The organism is Leisingera sp. SA32 (assembly GCF_056033425.1).
Map to the genome: position 1 here is coordinate 26,625 of NZ_JBVYHB010000020.1, position 21,037 is coordinate 47,661.

Here is a 21,037-nt window from a genome sequence, read left to right on the forward strand (position 1 = left end):
CATTGCCGTCGTTATCGGTTCATTATTTGAACCATTGGTTTGAATTTAGATTGACGGGCGACCGCTTATCTGTCAACAAAATTGCATTGCGGGTGCGTCTTTTTGCGGCCGCACCGCTCGAAAAGCCCGCAGAAGGAGCACCGAAAAATTCATGGGGACAGTATCCAAAGCCTTGTCATTGCTGACATATTTCAACCACGGCCGCACCGGCATCGGGTTGAGTGAGCTGACGCGGCTGTCGGGCATGAATAAGGCGACCGTCTATCGGCTAATGGCCGAACTCCAGGACTCGGGCTTTGTCGAGCAAACCGATGGGGACCGGACGTATCGGCTGGGCCCGCAGGTTCTGCGCCTGGCCGCCCTGCGAGAGGCAGCGGTGCCGATTCTGTCGGTCTCGCGCCGGGTGCTGCGCGATCTCAGCGATGAAACCGGCGAAACCACCCACCTGTCGTTGGTGCAGGGCAACCAGTTGAACTCGCTGTCTCATGCCTATTCGCCGCGCCACGCCACCAAGGTGATGATGGAGGACGCCGAGGTGCTCACCTTTCACGGCACCAGCTCCGGCCTCGCGGTGCTGGCCTTTGCGGACCCCGCGTTTGTCGACGCGGTGCTGGCGCAGTCGCTTGTCGCACACACGCCGGACACGATCACCGATCCGCAGACAATCCGCGCCCAGCTGGCCGATGTGCGCCGCTGCGGCATGGCCCAGTCCATCGGCGGCTTCGAGGCCGACGTGCATTCCCACGCGGTGCCGGTTTTCGGTCCCGGCCAGCAGGTAATCGGCGCGCTCGCCGTGGCTGCTCCGGTGTCGCGGATGACGGCGGAGCAGACATCGCTGATCCCCACCGCTCTGATGCGCGCAGGCGCGACCCTTACCCATCGCATCGGCGGCTCGGCCCCTGCGGACTATCCGCAGCACAGCCCCGCCTGACCCTTTCCACGCCCGGCCAGGGTTCTGGCCGCATCCAGGAGCTGACCCATGAAAGACGCAAATTTCCTGAAGGAACATAACGCCAGATCACTGTGGCACCCGATGGCCCACCCCGGCGACAGCCTGGCCAACCCGCCCGCCATCATCACCAGCGCCGAAGGCGTGAAGATCACTGACATCGACGGGCACCAGGTGGTGGATGCGGTCGGCGGCCTGTGGAACGTGAACCTCGGCTTTTCCTGCCAGCCGGTGAAGGACGCCATCGCGGCACAGCTCGACGTGCTGCCCTATTATTCCACTTTCCGCGGCACCACCAACGACCAGGTGATCCAGCTGGCCGAGGAGCTGCGCACGTTCTTTGCGCCAGATGGCCTCAGCCGCGCCTTCTTCACCTCCGGCGGTTCGGACTCGGTGGAGACTGCACTGCGGCTGGCCCGCCAGTACCACAAGATCCGCGGCGAGGAGGGACGCACCAAGTTCCTGAGCCTGAAAAAGGGTTATCACGGCACCCACATGGGCGGCGCTTCGGTGAACGGAAACGCCAATTTTCGCACGCAGTATGAACCGCTCCTGCCCGGCTGCCACCACATCCCCGCGCCCTACACCTACCGCAACCCGTTCAATGAAACGGATCCCGAACGCCTGGCGCAGCTGTGCCTACAGGCGCTGGAGGACGAAATCGCCTTTCAAGGGGCCGGAACCATCGCGGCCTTCATCATGGAACCGATCCTCGGCGCCGGCGGGGTGATCCCGCCGCATGCCAGCTTCATGCCGGGTGTGCGCGAGATCTGCTCGCGCCATGGCATCCTGCTCATCGCGGATGAGGTGATCACCGCCTTTGGCCGCAGCGGTTCGTGGTCAGGGTCGCGACACTGGGGCGTGCAGCCGGACCTGATGTGTACCGCCAAGGCCATCACCAATGGCTACTTCCCATTTGGTGCGGTGATGATTGCCGACCACCTGACCGCGACATTTGAGAAAGACACCACCGGCAAGGCGGCGATCGGCCATGGTTACACCTATTCCGGCCACCCGGTCGGGGCCGCCGCAGCGCTGGCCTGCCTGGCCGAAACACAGCGGCTAAACGTAACCGAAAACGCCGCCGCGCGCGGTACCCAGCTGCATCAGGGGCTGCGGGCGCTGCAAGACCGCTACGATCTGATCGGTGACGTGCGCGGCGGCCACGGGCTGATGTGCGCGCTGGAGCTGGTCTCCGACCGTGCCAGCAAGGCCGCAATCGACAAAAAGACCATCGCTCGGCTGCAACAGGTCACCTATGAAAACGGCGCCATGATCCGCGTGTCCGGGCCCAATGTCATCCTGTCGCCACCACTGGTCCTGTCCGAGGCTGAGGCCGCCACGATCCTTGGCGCCCTGGACGCAGGTTTCGCGGCCGTCAGCTGACCCCGGCGACCCACGCAACCGCACCCGGACCGCAGGGCCGGGTGCCACCAGATACCATGGCGGGCCCGAAGCACAGGCTTCGGGCCCGTACCTTGGGTGGCGGCGCGTTTAACTGCGGGCGCGCCTGCCACTACCTGCGTCAGATTTCTGCCACAGCCTGCCTTAGCCGCGTCGGTTTCACCGTCCGCAAATTCTCCCCCTAACCTACATGGCTTCACGGTGCGGTTCTTCAGATGAAATGCACGTAGAAGTCCCGCATCCCGTCCCCTTCCAGGTCACGGGTCTTGCGCACTTCCTTTCGCTTCATGAAAACGTGGTTGGCCACCAGATCCGGGCCGACAGCCGCCGTCAGCGCCGTGTCGCGCTCCAGACCCGCCACGGCCCCCTTTAGGTCGATTGCCGTGCCATCGCGCGCATCCGTATGGTCGAACCCGTCTCCGGTCTCCATAGGCGGCAGCTGATGGCCGTTCTGCACGCCCAACCGCGCCGCGTGAAGCACCGCTGCCGTCGCCGTATAGGGATTGGCAGAGGCATCCGCCATCCGATGCTCCAGCCGCGCCTTGGCCCCACCTTCGGAACTGATGCGCGTGGTCACGTTGCGATGGTCGCCACCCCAGTTCTGCCAGTAGCCCGACAGCGATCCCGGCTGTAGCCGCATATAACTGTTCGCGGTGGGCGCGATCAGCCCCGCCAAACCTTTGTGATGATGCAGCAGCCCGGCCAAACAGCCGCGCGCCAGATCGTTCATATGCTCCGGCCCGCCCCGCGGGCCTGCGGACAAAGCATTGCCGCCCGCATCATCGAGGAAAGAGAAATTGATATGCATGCCGGACCCCCCGGCCTCTGCCACTGGCTTGGGCATGAAGGTCAGCACGATGCCATATTCCAGCGCCACTTCCCGCGCCATCAGGCGGAACAGAACGATGTCATCCACGGCTTTTACCGCGTCGTCAAATGTCAGCGTATACTCGAACTGCGGGCTGTCGAACTCGGCGGTGATCATATCGAGGTTGAACCCCATGTCATCGGCCATCGCCCAGATTCGGTCATTGAATCGCAGGGGATCGGCAAACGGCCCGGTGCCATAAACCACACCGCCCGGCGCATCGTAAGGCATCAGCCGCCCGCGATCGTCCGCCTGCAGGGCAAAGGCCTCCAGCTCGATCCCGATCTTTGGCGTCAGACCCAGCCGCTGCCAGTCCGCAACCGCCCGTTTCAGCGCCCCGCGCGGGCACAAGGTCAGCGGCGCCCCCGCATCATCATACAGATCACCCAGCACGACCTTGGTCGAGGCATGCCAGCTGTCGCGAATGTCATCATGCAGCCAGCGCAGCTCCATGTCCGGCAAACCCTGCTTGACCATGGAGCCTGGCGCGTCCAGAAGGTCACGGTCGTAATGGGTGCCAAACACTGATCGGCAAAAGCGGGTGCTGTCATCACCGATCTTGGAACCGGGCAGGTACTTCCCCCGCATGATGCTGAGGTGGTCGCAGAACATCGCGCGCAAACGGGTCTTCATGGCTGAGGGTCCTTCCCTGTTGGACGTACTACGGCATCGTTTCGCGTGCCGTGTCGCTTAGCATAGTATCGTATCCTGGCCGACCATGGCGGCGACAGCGCAGCGCGATCCCTAGGCCAGCTCAACCCTGACCGGCAGCTCCTTGATGCCGCCCACGAAATTCGAGCGCAGGAACTTGTGCGGGCCTGCGGCCTCGATATGGCGGATACGCTTGGCCAGCTCCTGAAACAGCACCGTCACCTCCAGCCGTGCCAGCCACATGCCCAGGCAGACATGCGGGCCAAACTGGCCAAACGACAGGTGTCGGTTGGGGCTGCGGTGAAGATTCACGTGAAATGGCTGGTCGAAATAGCCGTCGTCCCGGTTGGCCGAAGCAAACCAGTACAAAACCTTGTCGCCTGCGCGGATGGTCTTGCCGTGCATTTCGACGTCGCGGGTCGCGGTGCGGCGAAAGTACAGCGCTGGCGTGGCCCAGCGGATGATCTCATCCGCCGCCGTTTCCCAAACCGCGCCACCCGCCTGCATTTGCTCCAGCAGCTCCGGTTGGTGGCACATCGCCTGAAGGCCCGCTGCAATGGAGTATCGCGTGGTATCGTTGCCCGCGGCGACCAGCAGGCAGAAGAAATTGCGAAACTCGGTCTCAGTGATGACAGACCCATCCTTGGCAGGCGCCAGGATCAGGTTCAGCACCCCCGCGGTATCTCCCGTCCGGGCCTTGGCCTCCATCAGTTCCTTGGCATAGACATACAGCTCGGCCCCTGCGGGCGAATTGAAGGGCATCATACGGAATTCATCCGTCTGCATCTTGTCCAGCACATGAGAGGTAAAATCCGGGTCGGTGTTGGCTATCAGCGCATCGCCCTTTTCCACCAGCCACGGTAGGTCGTCTTCCGGCAAACCCACCACGCGACCCAGCATTCGCATCGGCAGCTGTCGAGCGATCTCCTTGGTGGCGTCAAACGTGCCCTGAGCCAACGCCTGATCCAGAATGTCCCCGCAGAGATCACGGATGTCCTGCTCGTACTGCGCCATGGTGGTCTTGGAGAACGCCTTGAGCAGTTTCATCCGCACCTTGGAATGCTCCGGCGGGTCGGTCTCTTGAAAGGTGCGCCGGGCCAGATATTCCTCATAGGTCTGGTCCTCCATGCGGATGCCCTGCGCCGAAGAGAACACCTCGGTGTTCTTGTTCATCGCGGTGATGTCGTCATAGCGGGTGACCGACCAGAAATTCTTGCCCCCCGCATATTCGGTCCAATGCAGCGGATCCTCGCGGCGCAGCCGGGCAAAGGTGTTGTGCGGCACACCCGGCGCAAAGGCATCGTGGCTGCTCAGATCCGCATGGCCGTCGTCGGTGGGGGTCCAAACTGTCACTGCGGGCTTCCCTAACTTGCTTGCCATATGTATATTAAGCGAGCTATTAAATATGTAAACGATAAAGTCGCGAGCAGTCTCATGCACTTGGCCATCCTGATGACGAACACGGACGACAGCGCATTTGCCCGCGCCCACCCGAAGGACGGGCAGAAGTTCACCGATCTGATCCAATTGGCACGGCCGGATTGGACCACATCCGTCTTTTCGGTGAAAGACAGCGTCTTTCCGCCGGACCTGTTTGCTTTTGACGGCGCAATGATCACCGGCAGCCCGGCCTCGGTGCGGTCCGGTGCGGATTGGGTGACCCAGCTACTGGAGCTGATCCGCAGCGCCCATGCCCGGCAGTTTCCCTTGTTCGGGGCCTGTTTCGGCCACCAGGCGATTGCGCAGGCGCTAGGCGGCACGCTTGGCCGCAACCCTGCGGGCTGGGTTCACGGGCTAACCCGTAACCGGCTCGCAAACCGCCCCGGCTGGGCCGCCGCGCTGCCAGATGTGTTGAAGCTCTACGGCGCCCACTGCGAGTATGTCGCCGCCCTGCCCGCCGGGGCAATCCCCTTCAGCACCTCCGACGGCATCAGCACAGGCTTCACCTTGGGCCGCCATATTTTTACCACCCAGCACCACCCGGAAATGAGCCATGGTTTCATCATAGCCCTGACCGAAGAACTGCGCGAGACCCTTGGCGCCGAGGTCTACGCCCGTGCGCTGGACAGCCTACATGCACACTCGGATCAACAGCTTTTTGCCGAGTGCCTCGCGCGATTCTTCGAACAGGCCGCAGCTTGATCCGACCGAAACCGACGCGCGGGCGGATATTAGAAGATAAAGAGCGAGCCCTCGGTGAAATGCGCCATGCGATGGTAGCCTGACATCAGGATGATAGTGCCCGCACCGTCATCGATGACCGCGCCAGAGAATTCAATTGCGCCCATCAGATATTCATACCCTTGCCGGTGCTCTTCCGGCGGAACATATTCTCCGGCATCGTAAAATGTCACATGATCGTCCACCAGGTCCTGGAAATCGGTGATTTCACTGACACGGGACAGGTCCACCTTATTATACCGGCCGCGGGTCGACCTGACGATGTTGAGGTCGTCATTGTCAGAGAACACAAAGACATCGTCACCATGTGTGTGGTGGAAAGAGGTGTAGATATAGTCATATCCGGCACCGGCAACGATCGTGTCGCCGCCTCCGCCGCCAAAGAACCGATCATTCCCCGCGCCGCCGCGCAGGTGATCACCGCCGCTGCCGCCATGCAGGACGTCATCACCGCCGCCACCGCGCAAGATATCGGTGCCCGCGCCGCCATCTAAATCATCATCGCCCGCACCGCCGCGCAACTCATCCGCCGCCTCGCGGCCCCACAGGGTGTCGTCACCGCCTTTGCCCCGCAGCGTATCCTGCCCCCGGCCCGTGATCAGAGTGTCGTCCTCATCCCCGCCAATGAACACGCTGTCCAGCTTCGGGACGTTATGATGCTGGTAAGGCAGCAGCTCGCCGCCAGTCTGATAGTCGCCGTCCAGAGAGACACGGACCCGCCAGTTCTGATCTGTGAACAGCCGCGCAATATTACCCTCCGACTGACTGGCCACCGCCAGCTCGCTTAGCTGGAGTTCCGGCGTCTCAATCCGAATGCGCTCGCCGCCGATCCGGATACGAAGACCATCAATCGTCCCCTCGGAAAGCGCGGGGTTGTCAGGGTTCAAAGAGAGCGCGTCACCATCAACAGCCAGATAACCTTCATAGGTCTCCTCATGATTTCGGCTCAGCACACGCGTGTAGGAAACACGGAAGAATAGCTCCGAAGGGCTGGCGCGGCGGGGCTCAAACCCAACCAGTGTTTCCGAAAAGACTTCGATCATGTCATGAAAAGAAAGACGCGTTTGTTCTTCAAACCGGGCGCTATAAACCACCGCCACCTCCCAACAGGCCAGTACATAAAATAAATGCTTGCTCAAGGTAGGCGTGCCACAACCGCAAGTAAAGCGGCAAGGCCGGAATCAGCCCAGCGCCGCCAAGAGATCCATCACCGTGACTTGATCAAACTGCACATGCGCGATCATCGCCGCCTCCGCCGCTTCCCGGTCCCGGGCAAGGATCAACTGCGCAATCTCGCGGTGCTCCTGTGCCGACTGTGCAATGGCGCCGGGATAGCGGTAGCGCGCCCGGTAATAGGCCATCAGCTTGCGCGCGTTGGTCTTGATCATCTCAACCAAAAACGGGTTGCCGGATCCTTCGGCGACGCAGGCATGAAACCGCAGGTTCAACTGGTAATAGCCAGCCGGGTCGCCATCGCCTTTTTGCGCCGCATGCGCCTCGCAGGCGGAGACGGCCGCCTCAAGTTGCTCCGCTTGTGCGGGCGACAGCCGTCGCGCCGCCAAGGCCGCCGCTTGCCCCTCCAACCGGGCGTGAACCTCGAGGATGGCCAGGAACTCTTCCAGTGTCGGCTTGAACAGTACCGCGCCCTTTCGCGGCAGCCGCTTGATCAGCCCGATCGCCTCCAACTGGATGAACGCCTCGCGCACCGGGGTGCGTGACACCCCGTGCCGGGTGACCAGCTCGTTTTCCTCCAGGGCTGCGCCCGGCACCAGATGTCCTGCCTCAATATCGCGAAGGATTGCGTTCAGTACCTGTTCCGTCTGCCCTGCCATACTGCGCCCTTGCTGCGTTTGCTCCAATTTAGGCCCGCCACCGCCTGCTGGCAACGCAGATTGGGGAGCGCTGCCCCCGGAGTATTTCTGGTACGATGAAAACGCGCCACGCCAGTTGGCTGCGCGGTTATGCTATTGAGGCACCGGCCCGCGATATTTTTCTGTCAACTCCGGCGCCAGCTCATCGGCCTCGTAGACGCCCAGCAAGATACCCTTGCGGTCAGATGTGCCGCGCCGCGCCTTGATCTGCGCATCCGATAGGGTGATGCGCTGCGACATCCGCAAGCCCCATTCGAGCAACCGGTCATACATCATATCGATGACCGCCTGATGCGCGTCGTCCTTGGCCAGATCCACCAGCTCGTCCGGGTCATTTTCCATATCGAACAGCATCGGCCGCAACCCGCCCTCCGCGTGCATGAACTTCCATCGGGTGTCAGTGATCATGAACAGCCGCGCGTCCTTTGGCGCCAGTCCCAGTTTTTCGCACAGCGGCATGGTGGCATAATCAAACTCGGCCACCGCATAGTCGCGCCAGTCCGGGGTCCTGCCGTGCAGCCAAGGCAGCAGCGATCGCCCTTCCAGGATATGCGGCGCGGGATCACCACCGGCCACCTCCAGGAAGGTGGGCAGAAGATCAATAGCTTCGACCAGCGCATCACAGGTTGTTCCACGTGTGGCATCTGCCTCCTTGCGCGGATCATAGACAATCAGCGGCACCTTGATCGAAGGCTCGTGGAACAGGTTCTTTTCCCCAAGCCAATGATCGCCGAGGTAATCACCGTGGTCCGAGGTGATGACGATCAACGTGTCCTGCATCCTGCCGGTTTCTTCGAGCCAGGAAAACAGGCGGCCCATCTGGTCATCGGCCTGTTTGATCAGCCCCATATACGCAGGAATCACCTTCTCGCGCACCTCGTCGCGGCTGAAGGTCTTGCCGATCTGATTGTCCATCATGCCCCGGAACACCGGATGCGCCTCCGCGCGTTCCGCGTTGGCGCGCACCACCGGCAGCACATGTTCCGGCCCATACATATCGTGATAGGGAGCCGGCACGATATAGGGCCAATGCGGTTTGATATAGCTTAGATGCGCGCACCACGGGCCCTCGGCCTGATCAATGAACTGCATCGCCTGCGTGGTCAGCCAGGGGGTTTCGCTGTCTTCCTCCGCGATATTGGCGGGCTTGTCGGCATTGACCATAAACCAGCCAGAGGCGACATCCTCGCCCTCGATCCCCGCATTGGCGAAATCATTCCACGGGTTGTCACCGGGATAGGCTTTGTTCTTTAGATATTCGTTATAGGGGCTGCGTTTCTGGTCATAGAAACCGTCCGGTCCCTCAGCCCACAGCCCGTCGTCGCGGACCCAAGGGTCAAAGCCGCATTCCGACTGGCGCACGCCGATCACACTGTCCGGGGCCAGTCCCAGCCGCTGCAGGCCTTCGGCGTCCGCCACCATATGCGTCTTGCCGATCAGGTGGCAGCCCATGCCCGCCTTGCGCAGATGGTCGCCCATGGTCCACTCGCCCACCCGCAGCGGGTAGCCGTTGAACTGCACCCCGTGGCTGGAAGGGTAGCGGCCGGTATAGCTCGACATCCGCGAAGAGCCACAGGTGGGCGACTGCACATAGGCGCGGGTGAACCGCACACCCTTGGCCGCCAGCGCATCTATATGCGGCGTGTGCAGATGCGGATGCCCTGCGCAGCTGAGGTAATCAAACCGCAGCTGGTCAAACATGATATAAAGAATGTTCATTGGCGCCTCCCCGGATCCTGCCGCGGCGATATTAAACAGGTGAAGCATTGTTGACGAGTGATGTTTCTTGACCTGTCCGCGCCGCTGGCTGACGCTCGGGTTTTTGATAACTGCGAACAGATGCCTTAATGTCCACATCCCCCGGCACCATCCGCCCCGCCGCTGCCAGCGACTGCTCCAGCCTCGCCGCCCTGTCAATCGAGGTCTGGTTGGGCACCTACCTGCGCGAAGGCGTCAGCGGCCACTTTGCCGATTACGTGCTGGACCACTACACGCCAGCTCATTTTGCTGCCGCGCTGCAAGACCCGCTGGACAGGGTGCTGGTCGCAGAACACCAGATGGGGATCACCGGATATATCCGCCTGACGCACAACTGCCCCAGCCCTGCAAAAACAGCTTCGCAAACCGAGATCTCTACCCTGTATGTGCAGCCCCGCCACCATGGCGGCGGCACCGGGCAGCGGTTACTGACGGCCGGGCTGACGCTGTGCCAGCAGAACGCCTGGGATGCGCCCTGGCTCACCACTAATTCGGAAAACGCCCCCGCCATCCGGTTTTATCTGCGCAACGGCTTTGAGCGGGTTGGCGTGACTCATTTCACAATCTATGGCGAGACGTATCCCAACGATATTTTCCAATTCTGCGATCACTTGCCCGCGAATGCGACAACAACCAATGCGTTACAGAATTACCGATCATAGTTATGCCGTGTTACAATTAACTTGCTGCGAATCGCCATTCGGCGTATCACCGACCCTACGGTCGGGTAATGCCCGCCAGCACCACAGGAGACGCGAACACCCATGGATGCTTTCATCTGCGATGCCACCCGCACCCCAATCGGCCGCTACGGCGGTGCCCTCAGCCAATTGCGCACCGACGATCTGGCCGCGCTGCCGATTGCCGCGCTTGCCGCCCGCAATCCTAATGTGGACTGGGGCAGCCTGGACGATGTGATCCTGGGCGACGCCAACCAGGCTGGCGAAAGCAACCGAAACGTGGCCCGCATGGCCGCCCTGCTGGCCGGCCTGCCGACCACCGTGCCCGGCACCACCATCAACCGGCTCTGTGCCTCGGGTATGGATGCAGTTGGCATGGCGTCGCGCGGCATCAGGGCAGGCGATTATGACATGGCCATCGCCGGCGGGGTTGAGAGCATGAGCCGCGCGCCCTTCGTGATGCCCAAGGCGACCTCCGCTTTCACCCGCGCCAATGCGGTCTATGACACCACCATCGGCTGGCGCTTTGTGAACAAGCGCATGCACGACATGTACGGCACCGACTCCATGCCCCAGACCGCCGATAACGTGGCCGAGGATTACGGCGTCTCGCGCGAAGACCAGGACGCCTTTGCCGCCCGCAGCCAAGCCCGCTGGGCCGCGGCCAATGAGGCTGGCATTTTCAACGATGAAATCACCCCCGTCACCATCCCCCAGCGCAAGGGCGAGGATCTGGTGATCGACACCGACGAACACCCCCGCCCCGGCACCGATGCCGCCAAGCTGGCAAAGCTCAAGGGCGTCAATGGCCCGGACAAGTCGGTGACCGCGGGCAATGCCTCGGGCGTGAATGACGGGGCCGCGGCAATCCTGATGGCCAGTGAAGCTGCGGCTACCAAAAACGGGCTGAAACCGATGGCCCGCATCGTCGGCATGGCCGCCGCCGGGGTTGAGCCGCGCATCATGGGCATCGGCCCGGTGCCCGCCACCCGCAAGGTGCTGGAACGCACCGGTCTGACCATCGAACAAATGGACGTGATCGAGCTGAACGAGGCTTTCGCCAGCCAAGGCCTTGCCACCCTGCGCGAACTTGGCATCGCGGATGACGCACCCCATGTTAACCCCAATGGCGGCGCGATTGCGATCGGCCACCCGCTGGGCATGTCCGGCGCGCGGCTGGTGCTGACCGCGGCCTATCAGTTGCAGCGCAGCGGTGGTCGTTATGCGCTTTGCACCATGTGCGTCGGTGTCGGACAGGGAACAGCCCTGATCCTGGAACGCGTGTAATCTAACCCGTAGGAGGTCCCAGACATGTATGCTCAGATGGTCAAATCCGAGGCAACCCAGGACGACCCCGAACAGCTGGCGGCCTTTCAGGCGCGCATCGACGCGGGCGAGAAGATCGAGCCCAAGGACTGGATGCCAGAAGGCTACCGCAAGACGCTGATCCGCCAGATCGGCCAGCACGCCCACTCCGAAATCGTCGGCCAGCTGCCTGAGGGCAACTGGATCACCCGCGCGCCGACGCTGGAGCGCAAGGCGATCCTGCTGGCCAAGGTGCAGGATGAGGCAGGCCACGGTCTGTACCTGTATTGCGCCGCCGAAACGCTGGGCATCTCTCGCGACGAGATGACGGAAATGCTGCTGGACGGGCGGATGAAATATTCGTCGATCTTCAACTACCCGACGCTGAATTGGGCCGACATCGGCGCTGTTGGCTGGCTGGTCGATGGCGCGGCAATCATGAACCAGGTGCCGCTGCAACGGACCTCCTATGGGCCTTATTCCCGCGCCATGATCCGCGTCTGCAAGGAAGAGAGCTTCCACCAGCGTCAGGGCTATGACGCCATCCGCAAGATGGCCGAAGGCACGCCCGAGCAAAAGAAGATGGCCCAGGATGCACTGAACCGGCTGTGGTTCCCGTCGCTGATGATGTTTGGCCCCTCGGACAAGGACTCGGTCCATTCCGCGCAGTCGATGGCCTGGAAAATAAAAATGAACACCAATGACGAGCTGCGCCAGAAATTCGTCGACCAGACCGTGCCACAGGCAGAATTTCTCGGCCTGACTATCCCGGACCCGGACCTGAAATGGAACGAGGAACGCGGCCACTATGATTTCACCGATCCCGACTGGGGTGAATTCTTTGACGTGATCAAGGGCAACGGCCCCTGCAACACCGACCGCCTTGCCGCCCGCAACAAGGCCTGGGACGACGGCAAATGGGTCCGTGACGGCATGCTGGCGCACGCCCGCAAGAAAGCCGCGCACAAACACGCCGCCGAATAACCCCAAGCCTTCCGGCATCCCGCTGCGTGATGCCCCCTCAGCCAGGAGGATTAGAGATATGAAAAACGAATGGCCCCTCTGGGAAGTCTTCATCCGCGGCCAGCACGGCATGAGCCACCGCCACGTCGGATCGCTGCACGCCCCCGACGCCGAAATGGCGATCAAGAACGCACGCGACGTGTACACCCGCCGCAATGAGGGCGTGTCGATCTGGGTGGTGGAAGCCAACAACATCACCGCGTCCTCGCCTGGCGACAAGGGACCGCTGTATGAACCCGCTGAAAGCAAGGTCTACCGCCACCCGACGTTCTTTGACATTCCCGACGAAGTGGGGGCGATGTGATGGCGACCGCCGCTGCCACCGCCGCCGCGACCCCGGCTTCCGCCCAACAGGATGCCTTTGTCGAATTTCTGTTGCGGATGGGGGATAACACTCTGATCCTCGGCCACCGGGTCAGCGAATGGTGCGGCCATGCGCCGGTGCTGGAAGAGGACATCGCGCTGGCCAACATCGCACTGGACCTGATCGGCCAGACCCAGATGTGGCTCGGCCTTGCGGCAGAGGTGCAGGGCGAAGGCAAATCCGCCGACGACCTCGCCTTCCTGCGTGATGCCTGGGGTTTCCGCAACCTGCTGCTGGTCGAGATGCCAAACGGTGACTTTGGCCAGACCCTGATGCGCCAATTCCTGTTCGATGCGTGGCATGCGCTCCAACTGGGACGATTGATAAACGCTTCTGATCCACGCGTTGCCGCCATTGCCGAAAAGGCCAGCAAGGAAGTCGCCTATCATCTGGACCGCTCCGCCGAAACGGTGATTGCCCTGGGCGATGGCACCGAAGATAGCCGCGCGCGGATGCAGGCGGCACTCGACTACCTGTGGCCTTACGTGGGTGAGATGTTCCAGTCCGACGCGGGAGACGCCGCCATGGTGCAGGCGGGCATCGCCCCTGATCCGGCAAGTTTGCGCGCGGAGTATGATGCGCAGGTGATGCGCGTTCTGGGCGAAGCGACGCTGACCATTCCCGACAGCCGCTTTGGCCACAAGGGCGGACGGACTGGCGCAATGCACACTGAACATCTGGGCCACCTGCTGACCCAGATGCAATGGTTGCAGCGCGCCTATCCCGGCGCCAAGTGGTAAAGCAACAGCCAAGGAACTGAGGACGCCGCCCAGCCATGGCGGCGGACAGGCACGATCCGGCCTTGTGGCCGGGCGGTGCAGAGCGAAAGTAAACCGCATGAGCCAAGTGACAAGTCAGCCAAGCCTCGACCAGATCTGGGACTGGCTTGACACCGTTCCCGATCCGGAAATCCCGGTGATCTCGCTGGTGGATCTGGGCATCATCCGCGATGTCGCGTGGCAAGGCGAGACGCTGGAGGTCACCGTCACCCCGACCTATTCGGGCTGCCCGGCGACGGCGGTGATCCAGATGGATATTGAGACCGCGCTGCGCAGCCATGGCATCACCGATCTGAAGCTGAAAACCCAAATCTCCCCCGCCTGGACCACCGACTGGCTGTCCGACAAGGGCCGCGCCAGCCTGGAAGCCTACGGCATCGCCCCGCCCCAGGCCGCCGGCGGACCGGAAAAATGCCCCAACTGCGGCAGCACGCATGTCACCCGCGTCAGCCAGTTCGGCTCGACCCCCTGCAAGGCCCACTGGCGCTGCCAGGACTGCCTAGAACCCTTTGATTATTTCAAGTGCATCTGAGGAGACCCTGATGGCGCGCTTTTTCGATCTCGAAGTCACCGACGTCCGCAAGACCATCCGCGACGCGGTGGTGGTCACTCTGAAGCCCGCGAACGGCGCGGCAAAGGAGTTTGATTTTACCCAAGGTCAGTATCTGACCTTCCGCCGCAACTTCGACGGCGAGGAACTGCGCCGCAGCTATTCGATCTGTGCGGGGCGCGATGAAGGCATCCTGCAAGTCGGCATCAAGCGCGTCGACGGCGGCGCCTTCTCGACCTGGGCCAATACCGAGCTGAAGCCCGGTGACACACTACAGGCCATGCCCCCCATGGGCAGTTTCCACACACCGTTGAACCCGACGGTCGAAAAACACTACCTGGGCTTTGCCGGCGGTTCCGGTATCACGCCGGTCCTGTCGATCCTGAAGACCACGCTGGCCGCGGAGCCGCAGTCGTCCTTCACGCTGGTCTATGCCAACAAGGGCGTGAACACGATCATGTTCCGCGAGGAGCTGGAGGATCTGAAGAACCTGCACATGGGCCGCCTCAACGTGATCCACGTGCTGGAAAGCGACGCGCAGGAGATCGACCTGTTCACCGGCCTGGTGACCGAAGAGAAATGCGCCCAGTTGTTCGACCACTGGATCGACATCACATCGGTCGACACCGCCTTCATCTGCGGACCGGAGCCGATGATGCTGGGCATCGCGGCGGCGCTGCGCACGGCGGGCCTAGACGACGCTCAGATCAAGTTCGAGCTGTTCGCCTCGGCGCAGCCTGGCCGTGCCCGGCGCAAGGCCGGCGCAACTGAGGCGTGCAGCGGCGCCAACCAGACCAAAGCCGCCATCACATTGGACGGCGCGACCCAGACCATCGAGATGGGCAAGGATATAACGCTGCTGGACGCGGCGCTGGAAAACGCCATGGATGCGCCCTACGCTTGCAAGGCCGGGGTCTGCTCCACCTGTCGCTGCAAAGTGCTGGAGGGCGAGGTGGAGATGGTCGCAAACCACGCGCTGGAGGATTACGAGGTCGAAAAGGGCTATGTTCTGTCCTGCCAGGCCTATCCGGTGACCGACCGCGTCGTCGTCGACTACGATCAGTAACGGCTTTCCGGGGAGGACCGGCCATGACGGACGAGATGAGCATCGCAAGCTACCTGAAACAAGGCGGGGTGCTCAGCAGCCCGGTCAACGTGCCGCCGCGCTATCGCGCCGAGCTGTTGAAGCTGATGGCGACCTTTGTCGACAGCGAGCTGGCCGGAGCCGCGGGCTTTGCCGACATCATCAACCACGCGCCGGGCATTCAGGCGCGTGTTGCCGCCGCCCGCATCGTGCTGGAAAAGACCAATCACGCAGGACAGGTGCTGCGGCTGATGGGCGAATTCGGAGCGGACACCGCCCGCTACGCCGATCACCACCCTTGGACGGCGCGGCTCGACCGCGATGCCGACATCGGCCAAAGCCGCAGCCACCACGACATGCGGTTGTCGGTGTTCAATTACCCGCTGCAGGGCTGGGCGGATGCTGTGGTGATGAACCTCTTGATGGGACGCGCGGTTGCTGTGCAGCTGGAGGAGCTGAGCCATGTTTCCTACCAACCCTTGGCCGAGGCCTTCCGCGCCATCCAGCCATTGGAAGCCCACCACGCCGAGTTGGCCGAGGAGGGGCTGATGGTCCTGGCGGAGGCAGAAGGGCCCGCGGGTCTGCAAGAGCTGGTCGATTATTGGTGGCCACGGGTCGCGGCGAGTTTCGGTCAGGAAAACTCGGAGAAATTCGAATGGCTGAAGACCTTTGGCCTGCGCCGAACCGCCAATGCGGATCTCAAGGCCCGCTGGCAGCAACAGGTCACGCGCATCCTGGAAAAGGTTGGGTTGTCCACGGTCAGCTGACCCCCTGCCCCTCGTGGGTGCTGCGACCGGGGCCAGCACAGGCTCCCGCCCGGCCTTGCGCGCATTGTCATGCGCGCAGCCAGTTGGGCCCGGCGCGCCTGACGGCGCGCGGCACCGCCCTTCCCGAGACCAATGCCGCTTGATTGCGTGGTGCAGATGGCGTGCCGACCATGGGCAATGCGGCGCTTGTCCTGAAGGCGCGTGTGGCCCAGAAAACGGTCTGGACGTCCGACTCTTTCCTGCCTAGCGTTCCGCCACCAAGCGAGAGGACAGATCGATGGCGGTGGGCAGCACAATCCGGACCTATTTCAACGGCAGCTGGCAGGATGGCGACGTGGCCGTCATGCGGGCGGCCGACCACGCCATGTGGCTCGGCTCCTCTGTCTTTGATGGCGCGCGCTATTTCGATGGGGTGACCCCGGATCTGGATCTTCACTGTGCCCGCACCAATGCCTCAGCCCGTGCCCTGATGATGGAACCGACAGTGGAGGCGGCAGAGATGGCAGCGCTGATCCGCGACGGGCTGGCAGGCTTTGCCGTCGATGCGGCGGTCTATGTGCGACCGATGTACTGGGCCACCGATGGCGACGCGACGCTGATCGCGCCCGCCGCCGACAGCACGCAGTTTGCCGTCAGCCTGGAGGAGATCCCGATGCCCTCCCCCGATGCTGCCGCCACGCTGACGCGGACCCGCTACCGCCGCCCGGTGCTGGAGAACGCAGTGGTGAACGCCAAGGCAGGCTGCCTTTATCCCAACAACGCCCGCATGCTGCGCGAGGCCCGCAGCAAGGGTTTCACCAACGCGCTGGCGCTCGACGCCATGGGCAATGTGGCTGAAACGGCCACCAGCAATGTCTTCATGGTGCGCGACGGCGCCGTGTTCACCCCGATCCCGAACGGCACGTTCCTGGCTGGCATCACCCGTGCTCGCCACATCACGAACATGCGTGCCGATGGCATCACTGTGAACGAATGCGTGCTGACCTACGAGGATTTCGAAACCGCAGATGAGGTCTTCCTGTCCGGCAACATGGCAAAGGTGACCCCCGTCACGGCTTTTGACGACTGCCAGTTTCAGGTCGGCCCGGTCACACGGCGCGTGCGCGACCTTTACTGGGACTGGGCTGCCGGACAGAAATGACTGCACCGCATAGGCTCTCTTGCCTGATCGACCGGCTTGGGCCATGATCCGCGACGCAGCAACAAGAGAGGCGAGATGCGCAAATTTCTGGTGGTACTGGACGATAGCCGCGAATGCCTGAACGCGATGCGCTTTGCCGCGATGCGCGCGGCGCATACCGGCGGCGGTGTGACCATCCTGTCGGTGATCCCGCCGGATGAGTTCAACCACTGGATCGGTGTCGGCGAGGTCATGCGCGAAGAAGCCCGCGAACGCATCCACGCCCATTTCGAAGTTTTCGCCAAATGGATGCGCGACCGGCAGAACGTCGACCCGGAGCTGGTCATCCGCGAGGGCGAGCCGGTGCCGGAAATCCTCGACTATATCGAGGGGGATGCGGAAATCGGTGTACTGGTGCTGGGCGCCGGGCTGGGCCGCAAGGGGCCGGGTCCGCTGGTCACCCAACTGACCAAGAACTCGGGCACCCTGCCGGTGCCGATCACCATCGTACCGGGTGACCTGTCCAAGGAGCGGCTGGAAGCCATCACCTGACGCCCCCCGCCCGCCATCCGGACAGACAGCTGACCCCGCGATCCGGCCTGCAACTGGGCCTGCGACAGGATCAAAGCCGCCCTCGATGCCGCCCGCCGTGCGTCCTGACCTGCCGCAAACTTAGAATTGTTCCAAATCTTGACTTGGCGCGCCACAAGGCGCATATCGGGGTCACGCTTAACGGAGACCCGCCATGTTCATTCAGACTGAATCCACGCCCAACCCGGCGACGCTGAAATTCCTGCCGGGCCAGACCGTTCTGGAGGTCGGCACGGCCGACTTCCCCAGCGCCGAAGCCGCTGCGAAATCGCCGCTGGCCGCCCGCATCTTTGCGGTCGAGGGCGTTACCGGCGTGTTCTTCGGCAATGACTTCGTCACCGTGACCAAGCAGGACAGCGTCGATTGGGACCACATCAAACCCGCCATCCTGGGCGCGGTGATGGAGCACTACCAGTCCGGCCAGCCAGTGATGGCGGACGGTTCCGCCGATCCGGCCTCGGGCCATGCCGAGCACTCCGGCGAAGACGCAGAGATCGTCAACCAGATCAAGGAACTGCTGGACAGCCGTGTGCGCCCCGCGGTGGCCCAGGACGGCGGCGACATTACCTTCCACGGATTTGACCGCGGCGTTGTCTACCTGCATATGCAGGGCGCCTGCGCGGGCTGCCCCTCCTCGACCCTGACCTTGAAGATGGGCATCGAGAACCTGCTGCGTCATTATATTCCCGAAGTGACCGAAGTGCGCCCGGTTGCCATCTGAGCCGACGGCCTGGCCTGATCCGGTGCGAAAGGACATCTGATGACATCTGAACCGCTGGTTCTGGGGTTCGACACATCGGCCGCGCATTGCGCGGCCGCTTTGTTGCGCGGCGATGCGCTGCTGGTCTCCCGGATGGAGGAAATGTCTCGCGGTCAAGCCGAACGGCTGATGCCCCTGCTGGAGGAAGTTCTGGCCGAGGGTGGCGTCGGCTGGGACGACCTCGTTGCCATCGGTGTCGGCATCGGCCCTGGCAATTTCACCGGTATCCGGATTGCGGTCTCTGCCGCACGCGGCCTTGCGTTGGGGCTGGAGATTCCGGCGGTGGGCGTCAACGGGTTTGAGGCCCGCGCCGCTGAGGGCAGCCTCCCCGCGGTGCCAGCGCCGCGCGAGCAGGTCTATGCTGCCCTGCCGGGCGAGGCGCCGCGTCTGATGCCCCGCCATGAGGCTGAAGATGCCGCGCGCGGCGCCGGGCTGACCTGTGCGCCCGTTGCCAGCCCGCCCGGTATCGCCGAGGCCATTGCCCGCATCGCGGGCAAGCGTTTCGCCACCCCGCAAACCGCCCCCGCACCGCTGTATCTGCGCGCGGCCGATGCCGCGCCCTCCAGCGATGTACCGCCCGCGCTGATTGATGACTGACCGGCTGACCGCCGCGCAGATGGCCGCCACCCATGCTGCCGCCTTCACCCAGTCCCGCCCCTGGAGCGAAGCCGAATTCGTCGCCTTGCTGGACAGTCCGTTTACCTTCGCATCCGGCGACATCCGCTGCTTTGCCCTGTTGCGGGTCATCGCCGATGAGGCCGAACTGCTGACCATTGCGACCCATCCTGACCACCAGTGCCAAGGCTTGGCGCGCCGCTGCATCGCTGGGTGGGAAACGGATTTGCAGGCGCGGCGCGTGGCTGAGGTTTTCCTGGAAGTGGCCGCCGACAACGCGCCGGCACAGGCGCTTTACCGGTCGAGCGGATTCGCAATTTGCGGACGACGGCGCGGTTATTACCCGCGCCCACAGGCCAAAGCTATCGATGCGTTGCTGATGCGCAAAGCTTTACGTTAGGCCACTTTGCTGCTCAGGCCGCTATTTCGCACCAATTGGTCAAAAAGCAGTTGACCCTCTCCCTGCCCTGCAGGCTAAATTGCCGCACCCTTTTGGCCTGAACGGGGCCGGGCAGCGGCAAATCCCCGCTGCATCCAACAAAAATGATAACGGGAGTTTCCTGATGACCCTGATGAAATCGCTGATGGGCGCGGCCGCGTCGCTGGCGCTGACCGCAGGCGCCGCATTGGCAGAGCCGGCGCTGATCTTCGACCTGGGCGGCAAATTCGACAAGAGCTTCAACGAGGCCGCCCATAACGGCGCCAGCCGCTGGGCCGAAGAGACCGGCGGCAGCTACCGCGAGATCGAGCTGCAGTCCGAAGCCCAGCGGGAGCAAGCCTTGCGCCGCTTTGCCGAGGCTGGCGCAAACCCGGTCATCACCATGGGCTTTGCCATGGCGGATCCACTGAGCACTGTCGCGGCCGACTACCCGGATACCAAGTTCGTAGCCGTCGACGTGACCTGGCTGGAGGCCCCCAACGTGCGCCAAATCGGCTTTGCCGAACATGAAGGCTCCTATCTGGTGGGTATGATGGCGGCGATGGCGTCCAAATCCGACACGGTCGGCTTCATCGGCGGCATGGACATCCCGCTGATCCGCCACTTCGCCTGCGGCTATGCCCAGGGTGTCAAGGCAGTGAACCCCGATACCAAGATCGTCGCCAACATGACAGGCACCACTCCGGCGGCCTGGAACGATCCGGTCAAAGGCTCCGAGCTGACCAAGTCGCAGATCAGCCAGGGCGCTGACGTGATCTATGCCGCGGCTGGCGGCACCGGTGTTGGCGTGCTGCAAACCGCCGCTGACGAAGGCATCTTGTCGATTGGTGTGGACAGCAACCAGAACCACCTGCACCCCGGCAAAGTGCTGACCTCGATGCTCAAGCGTGTGGACGTGGCCGTCTATGACGCGATGAAGGCAGGCGAGGATCTGGAAACCGGCGTCTTTACCATGGGCCTGGCCGAAGACGGCGTCGGCTTTGCGATGGATGAGCACAACGCACCGCTGGTCAACGAGGAGATGAAGGCCGCCGTAGACGAAGCCCGCGAGAAGATCATTGCAGGCGACATCAGCGTGGCGAGCTACTATGAGAACGACAGCTGCCCGGCACTGAGCTTCTGATCTGATTGCCCCGGGCCATGACGGTGTTTCTGCATATCCCGTTTGCCGTCTGGGGCCTGCCATCACCCGCCTCCCGCGCCGCTTTGGCGGACACGGGGGGCGGGTTCCTCTTTTTTCACTCCGGTTCCGGCACCGCCGTCCCGTCCAAGGCGTGC

Annotated in this window: 22 protein-coding genes; 17 read left to right on the plus strand and 5 right to left on the minus strand. The window is 62.9% G+C overall.

The features are described 5' to 3' along the window. Positions 1-151: 151 nt before the first annotated feature. Together AC0IPL_RS20020 and AC0IPL_RS20025 are read left to right on the plus strand one after the other, a co-directional pair. The gene (locus AC0IPL_RS20020) at positions 152-931 is read left to right on the plus strand and encodes an IclR family transcriptional regulator (RefSeq protein ID WP_474276880.1); all 780 of its coding nucleotides are present in this window, start codon (positions 152-154) and stop codon (positions 929-931) included. Positions 932-979: 48 nt separating this feature from the next. Further along, positions 980-2,335 carry an aminotransferase class III-fold pyridoxal phosphate-dependent enzyme gene (locus tag AC0IPL_RS20025; protein ID WP_474276882.1) on the plus strand — a complete coding sequence of 452 codons (1,356 nt, stop codon included), beginning with the start codon at positions 980-982 and terminating at the stop codon, positions 2,333-2,335. A 229-nt stretch (positions 2,336-2,564) separates the two neighbouring features. On the opposite strand, the gene AC0IPL_RS20030 is transcribed toward AC0IPL_RS20025, so the two are convergent. Both AC0IPL_RS20030 and AC0IPL_RS20035 read right to left on the minus strand, forming a co-directional pair. After that, positions 2,565-3,854 (minus strand): type I glutamate--ammonia ligase, encoded by a 1,290-nt coding sequence (locus AC0IPL_RS20030; RefSeq protein WP_474276884.1) that lies wholly within the window; start codon positions 3,852-3,854, stop codon positions 2,565-2,567. Between the two features lie 111 nt (positions 3,855-3,965). Then, positions 3,966-5,225: a cytochrome P450 gene (locus tag AC0IPL_RS20035; RefSeq protein ID WP_474276886.1), complete on the minus strand. Its 1,260-nt coding sequence runs from the start codon at positions 5,223-5,225 to the stop codon at positions 3,966-3,968. 81 nt (positions 5,226-5,306) lie between these two features. On the opposite strand from AC0IPL_RS20035, the gene AC0IPL_RS20040 reads away from it, so the two are divergent. Further along, the gene (locus AC0IPL_RS20040) at positions 5,307-6,014 is read left to right on the plus strand and encodes a type 1 glutamine amidotransferase (protein WP_474276888.1); all 708 of its coding nucleotides are present in this window, start codon (positions 5,307-5,309) and stop codon (positions 6,012-6,014) included. Positions 6,015-6,043: 29 nt separating this feature from the next. On the opposite strand, the gene AC0IPL_RS20045 is transcribed toward AC0IPL_RS20040, so the two are convergent. From AC0IPL_RS20045 to AC0IPL_RS20055, 3 genes are all read right to left on the minus strand, one after another. Beyond that, positions 6,044-7,192, minus strand: a complete 1,149-nt coding sequence (locus AC0IPL_RS20045; protein ID WP_474276890.1) for a calcium-binding protein — start codon at positions 7,190-7,192, stop codon at positions 6,044-6,046. A 42-nt stretch (positions 7,193-7,234) separates the two neighbouring features. Then, positions 7,235-7,885: a GntR family transcriptional regulator gene (locus AC0IPL_RS20050; RefSeq protein ID WP_474276892.1), complete on the minus strand. Its 651-nt coding sequence runs from the start codon at positions 7,883-7,885 to the stop codon at positions 7,235-7,237. Positions 7,886-8,017: 132 nt separating this feature from the next. Next, on the minus strand, positions 8,018-9,643 hold the full coding sequence (locus AC0IPL_RS20055; RefSeq protein ID WP_474276893.1) for a sulfatase-like hydrolase/transferase: 1,626 nt from the start codon (positions 9,641-9,643) through the stop codon (positions 8,018-8,020). 128 nt (positions 9,644-9,771) lie between these two features. Between AC0IPL_RS20055 and AC0IPL_RS20060 the strand changes: the two genes are divergently transcribed. The 14 genes from AC0IPL_RS20060 to AC0IPL_RS20125 all read left to right on the plus strand — a co-directional run bounded on the left by AC0IPL_RS20060 (position 9,772) and on the right by AC0IPL_RS20125 (position 20,882). Further along, entirely contained in the window at positions 9,772-10,344 is a 573-nt protein-coding gene (locus AC0IPL_RS20060; protein WP_474276894.1) for an N-acetyltransferase family protein, read from the plus strand. A 102-nt stretch (positions 10,345-10,446) separates the two neighbouring features. Beyond that, positions 10,447-11,649 (plus strand): 3-oxoadipyl-CoA thiolase, encoded by a 1,203-nt coding sequence (gene pcaF, locus AC0IPL_RS20065; protein WP_474276895.1) that lies wholly within the window; start codon positions 10,447-10,449, stop codon positions 11,647-11,649. A 24-nt stretch (positions 11,650-11,673) separates the two neighbouring features. Further along, positions 11,674-12,651, plus strand: a complete 978-nt coding sequence (paaA, locus tag AC0IPL_RS20070) for a 1,2-phenylacetyl-CoA epoxidase subunit PaaA (protein ID WP_474276896.1) — start codon at positions 11,674-11,676, stop codon at positions 12,649-12,651. A gap of 58 nt (positions 12,652-12,709) precedes the next feature. Beyond that, positions 12,710-12,994, plus strand: coding sequence for a 1,2-phenylacetyl-CoA epoxidase subunit PaaB (gene paaB / locus AC0IPL_RS20075; RefSeq protein ID WP_474276897.1), 285 nt, complete (start codon positions 12,710-12,712; stop codon positions 12,992-12,994). After that, complete coding sequence (gene paaC / locus AC0IPL_RS20080) at positions 12,994-13,794, plus strand: 1,2-phenylacetyl-CoA epoxidase subunit PaaC (RefSeq protein ID WP_474276898.1); 801 nt, start codon at positions 12,994-12,996, stop codon at positions 13,792-13,794. Before paaB ends, paaC begins: the two co-directional genes overlap by 1 nt. A gap of 97 nt (positions 13,795-13,891) precedes the next feature. After that, complete coding sequence (gene paaD / locus AC0IPL_RS20085) at positions 13,892-14,365, plus strand: 1,2-phenylacetyl-CoA epoxidase subunit PaaD (protein WP_474276899.1); 474 nt, start codon at positions 13,892-13,894, stop codon at positions 14,363-14,365. Between the two features lie 10 nt (positions 14,366-14,375). Then, entirely contained in the window at positions 14,376-15,449 is a 1,074-nt protein-coding gene (gene paaE, locus AC0IPL_RS20090; RefSeq protein ID WP_474276900.1) for a 1,2-phenylacetyl-CoA epoxidase subunit PaaE, read from the plus strand. Between the two features lie 23 nt (positions 15,450-15,472). Further along, positions 15,473-16,234 carry a Phenylacetic acid catabolic protein gene (locus AC0IPL_RS20095; RefSeq protein WP_474276901.1) on the plus strand — a complete coding sequence of 254 codons (762 nt, stop codon included), beginning with the start codon at positions 15,473-15,475 and terminating at the stop codon, positions 16,232-16,234. Between the two features lie 277 nt (positions 16,235-16,511). Continuing rightward, the gene (locus tag AC0IPL_RS20100) at positions 16,512-17,375 is read left to right on the plus strand and encodes a branched-chain amino acid aminotransferase (protein ID WP_474276902.1); all 864 of its coding nucleotides are present in this window, start codon (positions 16,512-16,514) and stop codon (positions 17,373-17,375) included. 75 nt (positions 17,376-17,450) lie between these two features. Then, on the plus strand, positions 17,451-17,906 hold the full coding sequence (locus tag AC0IPL_RS20105) for a universal stress protein (protein WP_474276903.1): 456 nt from the start codon (positions 17,451-17,453) through the stop codon (positions 17,904-17,906). 193 nt (positions 17,907-18,099) lie between these two features. Beyond that, a complete protein-coding gene (locus AC0IPL_RS20110) occupies positions 18,100-18,666 on the plus strand; it encodes a NifU family protein (protein ID WP_474276904.1) in 567 nt (188 codons plus the stop codon). A 39-nt stretch (positions 18,667-18,705) separates the two neighbouring features. Further along, positions 18,706-19,302, plus strand: coding sequence for a tRNA (adenosine(37)-N6)-threonylcarbamoyltransferase complex dimerization subunit type 1 TsaB (gene tsaB, locus AC0IPL_RS20115; protein ID WP_474276905.1), 597 nt, complete (start codon positions 18,706-18,708; stop codon positions 19,300-19,302). Positions 19,303-19,321: 19 nt separating this feature from the next. Further along, on the plus strand, positions 19,322-19,720 hold the full coding sequence (locus AC0IPL_RS20120; RefSeq protein WP_474276906.1) for a GNAT family N-acetyltransferase: 399 nt from the start codon (positions 19,322-19,324) through the stop codon (positions 19,718-19,720). Between the two features lie 163 nt (positions 19,721-19,883). Continuing rightward, a complete protein-coding gene (locus AC0IPL_RS20125) occupies positions 19,884-20,882 on the plus strand; it encodes a BMP family lipoprotein (RefSeq protein WP_474276907.1) in 999 nt (332 codons plus the stop codon). Positions 20,883-21,037 lie beyond the last annotated feature (155 nt).